The 15,004-nt window shown below is 61.6% G+C and carries 12 protein-coding genes; 7 read left to right on the top strand and 5 right to left on the bottom strand.

All coding sequences use genetic code 11. From position 1 onward, the window contains the following. The first annotated feature begins 28 nt into the window (after positions 1 to 28). Complete coding sequence (locus tag OZ428_RS09545) at positions 29 to 709, top strand: heavy metal response regulator transcription factor (RefSeq protein ID WP_038850357.1); 681 nt, start codon at positions 29 to 31, stop codon at positions 707 to 709. Further along, positions 706 to 2,046 (top strand): heavy metal sensor histidine kinase, encoded by a 1,341-nt coding sequence (locus tag OZ428_RS09540; RefSeq protein ID WP_269133206.1) that lies wholly within the window; start codon positions 706 to 708, stop codon positions 2,044 to 2,046. Before OZ428_RS09545 ends, OZ428_RS09540 begins: the two co-directional genes overlap by 4 nt. A gap of 39 nt (positions 2,047 to 2,085) precedes the next feature. On the opposite strand, the gene OZ428_RS09535 is transcribed toward OZ428_RS09540, so the two are convergent. From OZ428_RS09535 to OZ428_RS09525, 3 genes are all read right to left on the bottom strand, one after another. Further along, positions 2,086 to 3,330: a lipoprotein-releasing ABC transporter permease subunit gene (locus OZ428_RS09535; RefSeq protein WP_033902566.1), complete on the bottom strand. Its 1,245-nt coding sequence runs from the start codon at positions 3,328 to 3,330 to the stop codon at positions 2,086 to 2,088. Positions 3,331 to 3,392: 62 nt separating this feature from the next. Further along, positions 3,393 to 4,076, bottom strand: coding sequence for a lipoprotein-releasing ABC transporter ATP-binding protein LolD (lolD, locus tag OZ428_RS09530; RefSeq protein ID WP_269133205.1), 684 nt, complete (start codon positions 4,074 to 4,076; stop codon positions 3,393 to 3,395). 7 nt (positions 4,077 to 4,083) lie between these two features. Further along, positions 4,084 to 5,334 carry a lipoprotein-releasing ABC transporter permease subunit gene (locus OZ428_RS09525; protein ID WP_038850355.1) on the bottom strand — a complete coding sequence of 417 codons (1,251 nt, stop codon included), beginning with the start codon at positions 5,332 to 5,334 and terminating at the stop codon, positions 4,084 to 4,086. 94 nt (positions 5,335 to 5,428) lie between these two features. Between OZ428_RS09525 and OZ428_RS09520 the strand changes: the two genes are divergently transcribed. Beyond that, positions 5,429 to 6,013: a PilZ domain-containing protein gene (locus tag OZ428_RS09520; protein WP_269133204.1), complete on the top strand. Its 585-nt coding sequence runs from the start codon at positions 5,429 to 5,431 to the stop codon at positions 6,011 to 6,013. Positions 6,014 to 6,059: 46 nt separating this feature from the next. Further along, positions 6,060 to 6,782 carry a glycerophosphodiester phosphodiesterase gene (locus OZ428_RS09515; RefSeq protein WP_016975274.1) on the top strand — a complete coding sequence of 241 codons (723 nt, stop codon included), beginning with the start codon at positions 6,060 to 6,062 and terminating at the stop codon, positions 6,780 to 6,782. Between the two features lie 42 nt (positions 6,783 to 6,824). Here OZ428_RS09515 and sthA read toward each other — a convergent pair whose 3' ends face one another. Beyond that, positions 6,825 to 8,219, bottom strand: a complete 1,395-nt coding sequence (gene sthA, locus OZ428_RS09510; RefSeq protein WP_016975273.1) for a Si-specific NAD(P)(+) transhydrogenase — start codon at positions 8,217 to 8,219, stop codon at positions 6,825 to 6,827. Positions 8,220 to 8,453: 234 nt separating this feature from the next. Between sthA and OZ428_RS09505 the strand changes: the two genes are divergently transcribed. Continuing rightward, positions 8,454 to 8,987 (top strand): chalcone isomerase family protein, encoded by a 534-nt coding sequence (locus tag OZ428_RS09505; RefSeq protein ID WP_269133203.1) that lies wholly within the window; start codon positions 8,454 to 8,456, stop codon positions 8,985 to 8,987. 183 nt (positions 8,988 to 9,170) lie between these two features. Here the strand turns inward: OZ428_RS09505 and OZ428_RS09500 are convergent, their stop codons facing one another. After that, positions 9,171 to 10,634, bottom strand: a complete 1,464-nt coding sequence (locus OZ428_RS09500; RefSeq protein ID WP_269133202.1) for a glyceraldehyde-3-phosphate dehydrogenase — start codon at positions 10,632 to 10,634, stop codon at positions 9,171 to 9,173. A 340-nt stretch (positions 10,635 to 10,974) separates the two neighbouring features. Here OZ428_RS09500 and mfd point away from each other — a divergent pair, with 340 nt between their 5' ends. Both mfd and OZ428_RS09490 read left to right on the top strand, forming a co-directional pair. Next, positions 10,975 to 14,424 (top strand): transcription-repair coupling factor, encoded by a 3,450-nt coding sequence (mfd, locus tag OZ428_RS09495; RefSeq protein WP_269133201.1) that lies wholly within the window; start codon positions 10,975 to 10,977, stop codon positions 14,422 to 14,424. Between the two features lie 11 nt (positions 14,425 to 14,435). Then, positions 14,436 to 15,002 carry a CsiV family protein gene (locus OZ428_RS09490; RefSeq protein ID WP_269133200.1) on the top strand — a complete coding sequence of 189 codons (567 nt, stop codon included), beginning with the start codon at positions 14,436 to 14,438 and terminating at the stop codon, positions 15,000 to 15,002. Positions 15,003 to 15,004 lie beyond the last annotated feature (2 nt).

Genomic DNA, 15,004 nt, shown 5'->3' with positions numbered 1-15,004 from the left:
CGTCGTCCACCGTTGCCAAGAGCTGCCCATGAAACTGCTGATCGTCGAAGACCAACCCAAAACCGGCCACTACCTGCGCCAGGGCCTGGCCGAGGCGGGTTTTACCACCGAACTGGTGGCCGATGGCACCAGCGGCCAGCACCTTGCGCTGACCGGGGACTACGACCTGTTGATCCTCGACGTGATGCTGCCGGGCCGCGACGGGTGGCAGATCCTCCAGGCCGTGCGCAGTGCCGGCATGGACATTCCGGTGCTGTTCCTCACCGCCCGCGACGCCGTCGAAGACCGTGTGCATGGCCTGGAGCTGGGCGCCGACGACTACTTGGTCAAGCCTTTCGCTTTCTCCGAACTGCTCGCCCGCGTGCGCAGCCTGTTGCGCCGTGGCAGCAGCACACCGCAGGAAACCGCGCTGCAACTGGCCGACCTGCGCCTGGACCTGATCCGCCGCCGCGTCGAGCGGGACGGCCAGCGCATCGACCTGACCGCCAAGGAGTTCTCCCTGCTGGAACTGCTGCTGCGCCGCCAAGGCGAAGTGCTGCCCAAATCGCTGATCGCTTCTCAGGTGTGGGACATGAACTTCGACAGCGACACCAACATCATCGAAGTGGCGATCCGCCGCTTGCGTCTGAAAGTCGACGACAACTTCCCCAACAAGCTGATCCACACAGTACGCGGCATGGGTTATGTGCTGGAGGAGCGGGTCAATTGATCAAGCGCCTGTCCCTGGCCAGCCGCCTGGCGCTGCTGTTTGCCGCCTGTACCGCTGTGGTGTCACTGATCGCCGGTGTGCTGTTCAATCGCGCCAGCGAGGCGCACTTCATCGAACTGGACCAACAGCAACTCGACACCAAACTGGTGGCGCTGCGCAGCACCTTACAGGGCGTCGACTCGCCGGAGGCCTTTGCCCGGCGTGAAGCGCAATTGCGCACCGAACTCAGTCGCCAGCCCGACCTTACCCTGCGCATCACCGCCGCCGGCCAACGCTGGCTGGACGATGCGCCAAGCGTGACCTTGCCCGACGCGCCCGGCCTGCACAACCTGCAAAACGCCGACACCGACTACCGGGTCTACAACGCGCCGTTGAGAGCCGGCCAACCCGACTCGCCGCAACTGAGCCTGATGCTCGATATCACTCACCATCAGCACTTCTTGCAACGCATGCAGCACCTGATCTGGCTCACCGTCGGCCTATCGGCCCTGGCGACCGCCCTGCTCGGCGCCTGGGCTGCGCGCAGCGGGTTGCGGCCACTTCGACGCATGGGCGAAGTGGCCGCCAGTGTGTCGGCCCACTCCTTGACCCAACGTTTGCCCCAACAGGAAATGCCCACGGAACTGGCAGACCTGGCCCAAGCCTTCAACGCCATGCTCGGCCGACTCGACGACGCATTCCAGCGCCTTTCGGCGTTTTCCGCCGACATCGCCCACGAACTGCGCACGCCGCTGTCGAACCTGCTGACCCAGACCCAGGTCATCCTCACCCAGCCGCGCCCGCTGGAGGACTACCGCGAGGCGCTGCACAGCAACCTGGAAGAACTGCAATGGATGGCGCAGTTGGTCAACGACATGCTGTACCTGGCCAAGGCGGATCACGGCTTGTTGATACCCAAACGCGAAACCTTGGCACTGGCGGATGAAGTCGACGCGCTACTGGAGTTTTTTACATTGCTGGCAGAGGACGGGCAGATCAGCCTAATGCGCGAAGGCACGGCCCGTACGACGGGTGATCGTGGGATGTTGCGCCGGGCCTTGTCGAATCTGTTGGATAACGCGCTACGGTTTACTCCGCCGGGTGGCGAAGTGCGTGTGCGAATCGAGGATGGTGTGAGGCTTTCAGTGGAGAACACCGGAGATGGCATTCCAACGGAGTTGCTGCCGAGGTTGTTTGACCGCTTCTACCGGGCAGACCCGGCACGCCATGAAGGCAGCAGTGAGCATGCGGGATTGGGGCTGGCGATTACCCAGTCGATTGTGCGGGCGCACGGGGGGAGAATTTATTGCGAATCTAAGGCGGGGTGGACAAGGTTTGTGATTGAGCTACCCGCTTAGACCGTCATCGCCAGCTTGCCGACGATGACGGTCTAAGGCTTACGAATATCTCAGGGCATGCGCCGGCTCAATCTTCGCCGCCCGATACGCTGGATACAACGTGGCCAGAAAGCTCAATACAAACCCGGCCGTGCAGATCAGCAGCACATCCCCGCCTTGCAGCTCCGACGGCAGGTTGCTGACAAAGTACACATCCGAACTGAAGATATGCTGCCCGGTAACCCGCTCGACCCAGCCCACCAGCTCACTCACGTTCAGCGCGGCAATCACGCCCAATACGCCGCCGATCAAGGTGCCAACGATACCGATCACCGTGCCCTGCACCATGAAGATCGCCATGATCTGCCGTGGCGTCGCGCCGATGGTGCGCAAAATCGCAATGTCCGCGCCCTTGTCGTTCACTACCATGATCAGCGTGGCGATGATGTTGAACGCGGCCACGGCGACAATCATCAGCAACAGAAGGCCGATCATGGTCTTTTCCATCTTCATCGCGCTGAACAGGCTGCCCTGGGTGTGGGTCCAGTCGTCAGGCTTGTAGGCTGCGCCCAGGCTGGCGGCGATGTCCGATGAGACCTTGGGGGCCGCGTACAGGTCTTTCACCGCCAGGCGCACGCTTTGTACCTGGTTTGGCTGCCAATGCTGGATCTCTGCGGCGTCGGCCATGTGGATCATGGCCATGGAGCCGTCCAGTTCAGCACCGACCTTGAAGATGCCCACCACGTTCAAACGCTGCATGCGTGGGGTGATGCCGCCCGGCGCGGTGCTGATTTCCGGCACGATCAGGGTCACTTTGTCGCCCACATTCAGACGGAAGCGCCGAGCCGTGATTTCGCCGACTACCACGCCAAACTCACCGGGTTTCAAGTCTTCCAGACTGCCGCGCACGATATGCTGGGCAACGATCGACACCTTGCCTTCCTGCGCCGGGTCGATACCGCTGATCTCAATCGGCTGCATCGCGCCTTTGTAGGAGAACATGCCGTCCATCTGCGTGAAAGGTACGGCGGCGGTCACTTCCGGATTCTTCATCGCGGCGGCGGCCACCGGCTGCCAATCGTTAATCGGATTCACGCCGACGATGGTCGCGTGAGGCACCATGCCGAGGATGCGCGAGCTCATTTCGCGCTGGAAGCCGTTCATCACCGACAACACCACGATCATCGCCAACACGCCCAGGGCGAGGCCGATCATCGAGGTCATCGAGATAAACGAGACAAAACGGTTGCGGCGCTTGGCGCGGGTATAGCGCGTGCCGATGAAAATCGATAACGGTCTGAACATTCGCTTGCACCGCCTGAAAAAATGAAAAAGCCCGGCGCTTGAAGCGCCGGGCTTGAAACGGGTCAGATGGCGACCAGATGACCTTCCTGCAGGTGCAACACACGGTCCATCTGGCGGGCCATGCTCATGTCATGGGTCACCACCAGGAACGCGGTGCGCATCTGGGTGCTCAGTTCCAGCATCAAGTCCTTGATGCCCTGGGCGGTGTGGGAGTCGAGGTTGCCGGTCGGCTCATCGAGCATCACCAGCCCTGGGTTGTTCACCAAGGCGCGGGCGATGGCCACACGCTGGCGCTCGCCGCCGGACAACTCGGCCGGTTTATGCTCCAGGCGATGGCCGAGGCCAACGCGCTCCAGCAGTGCTTTGGCACGCTGGCGGGCTTCCGGAATCGCGTTCTTGCCGATCAGCAGCGGCATGCACACGTTTTCCAGGGCGGTGAACTCCGGCAGCAGGTGGTGGAACTGATACACAAAGCCCAGCGAACGGTTGCGCAACTGGCCGCGAGCCTTTTCACCGAGGGCCGACAGTTCTTCACCGGCCAGCCACACGCTGCCCTGGGACGGCGTATCAAGGCCGCCCAACAGGTTCAGCAAGGTACTTTTACCGGAACCGGAACTGCCCACGATCGCTACGCGCTCGCCTGGGTGCAGCTCAAGTTGCAGGTTGGACAGCACCACCACCGACTCCGGGCCTTCCTCGTAGGATTTGCCCAGGTCGCGGCAGCTCAGGATTGCTTTTTCACTCATGCCCGATTCACTCATAACGTAAGGCCTGTGCTGGCTGGGTACGTGCCGCGCGCCAGGCTGGATACAGGGTGGCAAGGAAACTCAGGACCAACGCAGCACCGCCCACCATCAACACGTCCTGGGCCTGAACCTGGGACGGCAAGTAGTCGATGAAGTAGACGTCGGCGTTGAGAAACTTGTGGCCGATCAGGGTTTCGAGGCCGGCGATGGCGGCGCTCACGTTCAGCGCGGCCAAAATGCCGACGGCCGTACCGATCAGGGTACCGACCACGCCGATCACGGTGCCCTGCACCATGAAGATCGCCATGATCTGCCCCGGCGTGGCGCCGAGAGTGCGCAGGATGGCGATATCGCCCTTCTTGTCGTTCACCACCATCACCAGCGTGGAGATGATGTTGAAGGCCGCCACGGCGACGATCAGCAGCAACAGCAGGCCGATCATGGCTTTTTCCATGCGGATGGCCTGGTACAGGTTGCCGTGGGTACGGGTCCAGTCGCGGGCGTAGTACTGGCTTTCACCCAGGTGCTGGGCGATTTCCCAGGCGCCGCGCGGCGCATCGAACAGGTCGGCGAACTTGAGGCGCAGGCCCTGCACCTGGTCCGGCTGCCAGCGATGCAGGCGCGCCAGGTCGGTGAGGTTGGTCAGGCCGAGGTAGCCGTCGATTTCGCCAGCGCCCACGTGGAAAGTGCCGACCACGGTAAAGCGCTTCATGCGTGGGAACATGCCCGCCGGGGTCACCGTGACTTCCGGCGCCACGAAGGTCAGCTTGTCGCCGAGGCCCACGCCGAGCTTGGCCGCCGCCTTGTCGCCGATGACAATGCCGAAGCTGCCGGGCGCCAAGTCGTCGAGTTTGCCCTGCAGCATGAACTTGTCGATGATCGAGACGTTGCGTTCCTGGACCGGGTCGATGGCATTGAGCAGGATCTTCTGCACCTTGCCGTCATGGGTCAGCAACCCCTGCATCTGGGTGAATGGCGCGACGGCCAGCACCTTGGGGTTCTGCTTGACCTTGTCGGCCAGGCTTTGCCAATCACTGATGGGCGCATCGCCCTCGATGGTCGCGTGGGGCACCATGCCCAACACGCGGGTGCGCATCTCATGATCAAAGCCATTCATCACCGACAGCACCACGATCATCACGACCACGCCCAAGGCGAGCCCGATCATCGAGGTCAGGGAAATGAACGACACAAAATGATTGCGACGCTTTGCACGGGTATAACGCGTGCCGATAAATACGAAGAGAGGTCTGAACATGTCGGGGCTTGTTCGGAGGAAAAGAAGACGTCCCGGTGGCGGGGTCTGGTAAGCAGCTTTACACTCTGACCATTACCGCTAGCTGGGGTTCGCCATGTCGACATTAGATGAAGAAGAACGCCGCGAATACTACCGTATCGACGACATGATCGCACTTCAAATCAAAAGCCTGTCTGCCCCCGAGGCGGCGAGCAAGGAAGTGTTGCTGGATGATTCTCCGCTGTTCAACTTACTCAGTGAACTGCACCTGAGTGAATTCGAAGCCCAGCACCTGCTGCGCCAGCTCAGCGAGAAGGATCGCACCCTCGCCGCCTTCCTGCGCGTGCAGAACAAACGCCTGGACCTGCTCAGCCAGATCATGGCGCGCGGGCTGCTGGATGAAGTCGGCGCGCCGCAGCCGGTGATCATTTCCGAAGGCGGCATCGACTTCCAACACCCCACGCCCCTGCCGGCTGGCGCACACCTGGCGGTCAAGCTGGTGCTGATGCCCCAGGCGCTCGGCCTGCTGCTGCGTGCGCGGGTCACCCATTGCGACCCCAAAGGCACAGGCTTTGATGTCGGCACGGAATTCGAATCCATGACCGACGCCCAACGCCAATTGCTGGCGCGCTACATCCTGCAGAAACAGGCCCAGGAACGCCGCCTGGCGCGGGAACAGAGCGACGCCCAAGACACTTGAACTCTCGAATTCACCCCGCCAGACGACCTGGCGTAAAGGAGCAACTGTGACCCTGATCTACGGCCACCGCGGTGCCAAAGGCGAAGCACCGGAAAACACCCTGACCAGCTTCCAGGAGTGCCTCAAGCACGGTGTACGCCGTTGCGAACTGGATTTGCACCTGTCCATGGACGGCGAGCTGATGGTCATCCACGACCCGACCCTCAAGCGCACCGCCGACCGGCGTGGCAAAGTCGTCGAATACTCGGCGGCGGACCTGGTGAAGATGGACGCACGCAAAGGCGGCCCAGGCTGGGTCAAGCCGTGCCCGATTCCGCGTTTGGAAGAGCTGTTCGAAAAGTGTGACTTCGATCACTGGCAACTGGAAGTCAAAAGCGCCTCGCGCACCCGCGCCGCCACCACCGTACTGGCGATTCGTGAAATGGCTGTGCGTTTCGGGCTGATGGACAAGGTCACCGTGACCTCAAGTTCGCGGGAAGTACTGAAAGCCGCCGTTGAACTCACACCGGACCTGTCACGCGGACTGGTGGCGGAATATGCCTGGCTCGACCCGCTGAAGGTCGCGCAGAACTATGGCTGTGAGATCTTGGCGTTGAACTGGACGCTGTGCACCCCTGAGCGACTGGAAAAAGCCCAGCGCCAGGGCTTGCACGTGTCCGTGTGGACCGTCAACGAACCCGCGCTGATGCGCAGGCTCGCCGACTTCGGCGTAGATAGCCTGATTACAGACTTTCCCGGTTTGGCCACTGCCACTCTCGGGAATTACTGAAATCGGTCTCCCCGGCCGGCTCAGGCCACCGGCCGGAGCCGCTCAAAAAAGCCGGTTGAGGCCGTCGTAGGCCGCTACCCGATAGGCTTCCGCCATGGTCGGGTAGTTGAACGTGGTGTTGACGAAATACTTCAGGGTATTGAGTTCACCCGGCTGGTTCATGATCGCCTGGCCGATGTGCACGATCTCAGAAGCCTGGTAGCCGAAGCAATGCACGCCGAGGACTTCCAGGGTTTCACGGTGGAACAGGATCTTCAGCATGCCTTGGGGCTCACCGGCGATCTGCGCACGCGCCATGCTCTTGAAGAACGCCTTGCCCACTTCGTAAGGCACCTTGGCCTTGGTCAGTTCGTGTTCGTTCTTGCCGATCGAGCTGATCTCGGGAATCGTGTAGATCCCGGTCGGCACGTCGTTCACGTAGCGCCAACTGCCATTGTCGACGATGCTGCCAGCGGCCGAGCGGCCCTGGTCATGCGCCGCACTGGCCAGGCTCGGCCAGCCGATCACGTCACCGGCGCCGTAGATGTTCGCCACGCAGGTGCGATAGTTCTCGTCCACTTCGATCTGGCCACGGCTGTTGACCTTGACCCCGATATTTTCCATACCCAGCTTGTCGGTGTTGCCGGTACGGCCGTTACACCACAACAAGGCATCCGCCTTGATCTTCTTGCCGGACTTGAGGTGCAGGATCACACCATTGTCCAGGCCTTCGACGCGCTCGTACTCTTCGTTGTGGCGCACGGTGATGTTGTTGTTGCTGAAGTGGTAACTCAACGCCTGGGAAATTTCCGAGTCGAGGAAGCTCAGCAACTGGTCGCGGTTGTCCACCAGCTCCACCAGCACGCCCAAGCCGCTGAAGATCGAGGCGTATTCACAGCCGATCACGCCAGCGCCGTAGATGATCAGTTTGCGCGGGGTGTGGCCCAGGCTCAGGATGGTGTCGCTATCGTAGATACGCGGATGGTGGAAATCGATGTCCGCCGGGCGGTACGGGCGCGAACCGGTGGCGATGATGATGTGCTTGGCCACCAGCTTCTCGACCACGCCGTTGGGGCAGACCACTTCGATGGTTTGCTCGTCGGCGAAGCTGCCGGTGCCGAAGAACAGGTCGACGCGGTTACGGGCGTAGTAGCCGGTACGCGAGGCGACCTGCTTGGAGATGACTTTCTCGGCGCTCTTGAGCACGTCCGGGAACGAGAACCAGCGCGGCTCACCAATGGCCCGGAACATCGGGTTGGTGTTGAACTGCATGATCTGGCGCACCGAGTGACGCAAGGCCTTGGACGGGATGGTGCCCAGGTGGGTGCAGTTACCGCCGACCTGGCGACGGCTATCGACCATCGCCACCTTGCGCCCAGCTTTGGCGGCGTTCATCGCCGCACCTTCTCCAGCCGGGCCGGAACCCAGTACCACCACGTCGTAGTTGTAGACAGCCATGCGTACTCCTCAGAACAGGCCAGGCGTACGGTTGGACGCCGGGCTAAATCATGCCGCGGCCAGCGGTCATGAAGGACAATTCGGCTCAAGTGTGTGAACCGGGGCACAGTCTATATAAGGCTCAACGCCGCGAACATTAACCCTTGGTCGCGTCGTAGGCCAGTCTTGCCTTTACTACACCATCAGGAAATTGCAATTACACTGCCAGCAAGCCCCTTTGCAGGACTGACCATTATGCGGCATGTCGCTTTCTGTTTATTACTGATGCTGTCGATCACGGTGCAGGCCAATGAGGCGGATCGGCTGAAACAGGCCGACTTTCCGGTGCAGTCCCAGCAATTGACCTTGAAAAACCAGGCGGTGCTCACCTATCTCTGGGCGGATGTTTACGCGGCTGCACTGTATGCCCCGTCCGACGTGAGCGCCAAGCAGGCCTGGGCGCAACAAAAAGCGCTGCGCCTGACGCTGTATTACTTTCGCGACATCGACCGCAATGATGTGATCAAAGCCGCCACTGCCACGCTGGAGCGCCAGCAGACCAACGCCCGCCTCAAACCCGAAATAGACAAACTACACGCCAGCTTTCGCGATATCCGCAGCGGTGATCGGTATGCCCTGGACTTTCGTCCGGGACGTGGTTTGAACCTGGAGATCAATGGGCAGGTGGTGTTCAGCAGTCGTGATGACGAGCTAGCGCGGGCTTACCTGGGCATTTGGCTAGCGCCCAAAGGGTTGTCCGACAGTTTGCGCGACAGACTCCTCCTATAGGAGCGAGCGTTTTGTGGCGAGGGAGCTTGCTCCCGCTGGGCTGCGAAGCGGCCCCAAAAAGCATGCGGGCGCTACGCACCCGAGCGGGAGCAAGCTCCCTCGCCACAACAATCCCCCCCTTGCAAAAAAGCAAATACGAAAAAGCCCCGAACCAGTCGGGGCTTTTTCATTTACGGCTGATACTTAGCGCGGAAACGCAGGCGGGTTGACCCCAGCCATGTCTTCCATCACGCGAACCACCTGGCAGCTGTAGCCGAACTCGTTGTCGTACCACACGTACAAGACAACGCGGTTGTCCTGGGTAATGGTCGCTTCCGCGTCCACCACACCGGCGTGGCGCGAGCCCACGAAGTCGGTGGAGACCACTTCCTGCGAGTTGACGAAGTCGATTTGCTTATGCAGATCGGAGTGCAGCGCCATGTAGCGCAGGTACTCGTTCATCTCTTCACGGGTGGCGGCTTTCTCAAGGTTCAGGTTGAGAATGGCCATCGACACGTTGGGCGTCGGCACGCGGATCGCGTTGCCGGTCAGCTTGCCGGCCAGCTCAGGCAGGGCCTTGGCAGCAGCAGTGGCAGCGCCGGTCTCGGTGATCACCATGTTCAACGCGGCGCTACGGCCACGGCGATCGCCCTTGTGGAAGTTGTCGATCAGGTTCTGGTCGTTGGTGTACGAGTGAACGGTCTCGACGTGGCCGTTGACGATGCCGAACTTGTCATTCACCGCCTTCAGCACGGGCACGATGGCGTTGGTGGTGCAGGAAGCAGCGGACACGATCTTGTCGTCAGCGGTGATTTCGCTGTGGTTGATGCCGTGAACGATGTTCTTCAGCTTGCCTTTGCCAGGCGCGGTCAGGACAACGCGATCCACACCCGGGCAAGCCAGGTGCTGGCCCAGGCCTTCGGCGTCACGCCATACGCCGGTGTTGTCCACCAGCAGGGCGTCCTTGATGCCGTACTGGGTGTAATCCACCTCGGACGGGTTTTTCGCGTAGATCACCTGGATCAGGTTACCGTTGGCGGTGATGGTGTTGTTTTCTTCGTCGATGACGATGGTGCCGTTGAACGGACCGTGTACCGAATCGCGACGCAGCAGGCTGGCGCGCTTGGTCAGGTCGTTCTCGGCGCCTTTGCGCACGACGATGGCACGCAGGCGCAGGCCGTCGCCGCCACCGGTTTTTTCGATCAGGATGCGTGCCAGCAGGCGGCCGATACGACCGAAGCCGTACAGCACCACGTCGGTACCTTTGCGGGCAGCGGCGTTTTGCTGGCCAACCACATCGGCCATTTCTTCACGCACGAACTGCTCGGCGGTACGGCCGGCACCTTCCTTGCGGAATTTGTAGGCCAGCTTGCCCAGGTCTACCGAAGCCGCGCCGAGCTTGAGCTCGCTCATGGCTTTAAGCAGTGGGAATGTTTCGTGGACGGAGAGTTCGCTGTCGTCGGCGGAACGGTGACGCGCAAAGCGGTGGGCTTTGAGAATCGCGATGACGGACTGGTTGATCAGGCTGCGGCCATAGATCGAGCTCACCACATTGTTATTGCGGTACAGCTGACCGATAAGCGGGATCATCGCTTCTGCGAGTGCTTCACGGTCGATCCATTCACCAAGACACTGGTCGGGCTTCTGAGTCACGGGAACCTTCCACATGTAGGGGCTGAAAAAAGGGGCTACATTATGCCGCCCGACTGCCCCCGGAGCAATGCGCGTCCGGCAACAAAAAGTCCTTGCGAAAAATTGACACCCCGCTACAGCCCAGTAAATACGCGGGTTCCAGAAGGCCACTAATGGCAGGCGCGGAACAACTTGTCCGTAACCCTCCGAAAAACGCGTACATTTTGGCACTACATATTGAGTCAAAACCCGCCATTGTTTGTCTTAGCCACTACATTTCCTACAAACCGTAATAGGCTCAGTCAGCAACTGACAGACGGCGCCCCGCACCGTTACAATTACCGACTTTGTCGCAACGCTTGGAGCTCAACCTTCCGTGCCCGTCCTGCGTCTACCGCTACTCCCTGCTGCGGCAGGCAAACAGCACTGGGGCAACCTGCCCGGTGCCGCCCTGAGCCTGGCCATCGCCGAGGCTGCCAGCGCAGCCAAACGCTTTACCCTGCTGCTCACCGCCGACAGCCAAAGCGCCGAACGGCTGGAGCAGGAGCTGAGCTTCTTCGCCCCCGATTTGCCGGTGCTGCATTTCCCAGACTGGGAAACCCTGCCCTACGATCTGTTCTCGCCGCACCAGGACATCATCTCCCAGCGCATCGCCAGCCTGTACCGCTTGCCGGAACTGGCCCACGGCGTGCTGGTGGTGCCGATCACCACGGCCTTGCATCGCCTGGCGCCGACCAAGTTCCTGCTGGGCAGCAGCCTGGTGCTGGATATCGGCCAGAAGCTGGACGTCGAACAAATGCGCACGCGCCTGGAAGCCAGCGGCTATCGCTGCGTCGACACGGTGTACGAGCACGGTGAGTTCGCGGTGCGTGGCGCGCTGATCGACCTGTTCCCGATGGGCAGCAAATTGCCCTATCGCATCGACCTGTTCGATGACGAAATCGAGACCCTGCGCACCTTCGATCCGGAAAACCAACGCTCCATCGATAAAGTCGAATCGGTCAAGCTGCTGCCCGCACGGGAATTCCCGCTGCAGAAAGACGCGGTCACGCGCTTCAAGGCGCGCTTCCGTGAACGCTTCGACGTGGACTTCCGCCGCTGCCCGATTTTCCAGGACCTGAGCAGCGGAATCACCCCGGCCGGTATCGAATACTACCTGCCGTTGTTTTTCGACGAGACCTCCACCCTCTTCGATTACCTGCCCCAGGACACCCAGGTGTTCTCGCTGCCAGGCATCGAACAGGCGGCGGAAAACTTCTGGAACGACGTGCGCAACCGCTATGAAGAGCGCCGCGTCGACCCGTCCCGCCCTTTATTGCCGCCCGCCGAACTGTTCCTGCCGGTGGAAGACTGCTTCGCGCGCCTGAAAAGCTGGCCGCGCGTGGTCGCCAGCCAGCAGGATGTGGAAACCGGCGTCGGCCGCGAACGCTTCCCGGCGGGCACACTGCCGGACCTGGCGATCCAGGCAAAAGCCACGCAACCGCTGGAAGCGCTGTCCAATTTCCTCGGCGACTTCCCCGGCCGCGTGCTGTTTACCGCTGAATCCGCCGGCCGTCGCGAAGTGCTGCTGGAACTGCTGGAACGCTTGAAGCTGCGACCGAAAACCGTCGATAGTTGGCCGGACTTTGTCAAAAGCAAAGAACGCCTGGCGATCACCATCGCCCCGCTGGACGAAGGCCTTTTGCTGGATGATCCGGCCCTGGCGCTGATCGCCGAGAGCCCGTTGTTCGGCCAGCGCGTGATGCAACGTCGCCGCCGCGAAAAACGCGCCGACGCCAACAACGACGCGGTGATCAAGAACCTCACCGAACTGCGCGAAGGCGCGCCGGTGGTGCACATCGACCACGGCGTCGGCCGCTACCTGGGCTTGCAGACCCTGGAGATCGACAACCAGGCCGCCGAATTCCTCACCATGGAATACGCCGAGGGCGCCAAGCTCTATGTGCCAGTGGCCAGCCTGCATTTGATCGCGCGCTACACCGGCAGCGATGACGCCCTGGCGCCCTTGCATCGCCTGGGCTCCGAGACCTGGCAGAAAGCCAAGCGCAAGGCCGCCGAGCAGGTGCGCGACGTCGCCGCCGAATTGCTCGACATCTATGCCCGCCGCGCCGCCCGCGAAGGTTACGCGTTTGCCGACCCGAAAGCCGACTACGCCACCTTCAGCGCCGGCTTCGCCTTCGAAGAAACCCCGGACCAGCAAACCACCATCGAAGCGGTACGCGCCGACATGCTCGCGCCCAAGCCCATGGACCGCCTGGTCTGCGGCGACGTGGGCTTCGGCAAGACCGAAGTGGCCATGCGCGCCGCCTTCATCGCCGTGCACGGCGGCCGCCAGGTGGCAATCCTGGTGCCCACCACCCTGCTCGCCCAGCAGCACTACAACAGCTTCCGCGACCGCTTTGCCGATTGGCCGGTGACCGTGGAAGTGATGAGCCGCTTCAAGTCGGCCAAGGAAGTGAATGCCGCCGTCGCCGACCTGGCTGAAGGCAAGATCGACATCGTGATCGGCACCCACAAGCTGCTGTCGGATGATGTGAAGATCAAGAACCTGGGCCTGGTGATCATCGACGAAGAACACCGCTTCGGCGTGCGCCAGAAAGAACAGCTCAAGGCCCTGCGCAGCGAAGTCGACATTCTCACCCTCACCGCCACGCCAATTCCGCGTACATTGAATATGGCGGTGTCGGGCATGCGCGACCTGTCGATCATCGCCACACCGCCGGCGCGCCGCTTGTCGGTGCGCACCTTCGTGATGGAGCAGAACAAAAGCACGGTCAAGGAAGCACTGCTGCGCGAGCTGCTGCGCGGCGGGCAGGTGTATTACCTGCACAACGACGTAAAGACCATCGAGAAATGCGCCGCCGACCTCGCCGAGCTGGTGCCGGAGGCACGTATCGCCATCGGCCACGGGCAGATGCGCGAGCGCGAACTCGAACAGGTGATGAGCGACTTCTACCACAAGCGCTTCAACGTGCTGATCGCCTCGACCATCATCGAGACCGGCATCGACGTGCCGAGCGCCAACACCATCATCATCGAGCGCGCCGACAAGTTCGGCCTGGCGCAATTGCACCAGCTGCGTGGCCGCGTCGGACGCAGTCACCACCAGGCGTATGCCTATTTGCTCACGCCGCCGCGCCAACAGATCACTTCCGACGCAGAGAAGCGCCTGGAAGCCATCGCCAACACCCAGGACCTGGGCGCCGGTTTTGTGCTGGCCACCAACGACCTGGAAATCCGCGGCGCCGGCGAACTGCTGGGCGACGGCCAGAGCGGGCAGATCCAGGCAGTGGGTTTCACGCTGTATATGGAGATGCTTGAGCGCGCCGTAAAAGCGATCCGCAAGGGCGAGCAGCCGAACCTCGATCAACCGTTGGGCGGTGGTCCGGAGATCAACCTGCGCTTGCCGGCGTTGATTCCCGAAGATTACCTGCCAGACGTGCACGCGCGGCTGATTCTGTACAAACGCATCGCCTCGGCCACCGATGAAGAAGGCCTTAAAGACCTGCAGGTCGAGATGATCGACCGCTTCGGCCTGTTACCGGAACCGACCAAGAACCTGGTGCGCCTGACCCTGCTCAAGTTGCAGGCCGAACAGTTGGGCATCAAGAAGGTCGACGCCGGGCCGCAGGGTGGACGCATCGAATTCGAAGCGCAGACGCCGGTAGACCCTCTAGTGCTGATCAAACTGATCCAGGGCCAGCCCAACCGCTACAAGTTCGAAGGGGCTACGCTGTTCAAGTTCATGGTGCCGATGGAGCGTGCCGAAGAACGCTTTAATACCTTGGAGGCGTTGTTCGAGCGCCTCATCCCGAAATCTGCTTGAAGGACGCCCCAATGCGCCTGTTCCGCATGTTGTGCCTGTTGTTGGTGGTCGTGGCCCCTGCGGCGTTCGCCGACAGCCCGTACCAGGTGGAAATGATCCTGGTGCGCCAGAACGCCGAGCCGGTGATCAACAGCCGCGCCGCCCCGGAAAACTGGGATGCCGGAGCGGCGCGCCTGGGCGACAGACTGAGCCCGCCGCGCCTGTCCAACATTGTCGACAAGCTGCGTGCCGACTCTACCTACACGGTGCTGCTGCATAAGGCGTGGGAACAGAACCTGGGCGAGCAGCCGGTCAAGGTCGCGATCACCGACGGTTCGGAGCAATTCGGCCAGTTTCCGATCGAGGGCGTGTTGAGCCTGCAACTGGGGCGTTTCACCGATATCGATGCGAACTTCTGGATCAACCAATTCGACGCCAACGGCAGCGTGATCGCCAGCGAGCACCTGAGCCAGACCGACGTGCGCACCAAAAACAACCAACTGAACTACCTGGACGGCGGCCACCTGGCGCTGCTGATCAAGATCACCTCGCTGACCGCCAAGCCCCCCAGCGCGCCCCCGCCCGACATCCAGGACTGATC

The organism is Pseudomonas sp. GXZC (assembly GCF_026967615.1).
GTDB classification, from domain to species: Bacteria; Pseudomonadota; Gammaproteobacteria; order Pseudomonadales; family Pseudomonadaceae; genus Aquipseudomonas; species Aquipseudomonas azotoformans_A.
The sequence above is the reverse complement of the archived record's forward strand: the minus strand, read 5'-3'. Positions and strand labels throughout refer to the sequence as shown.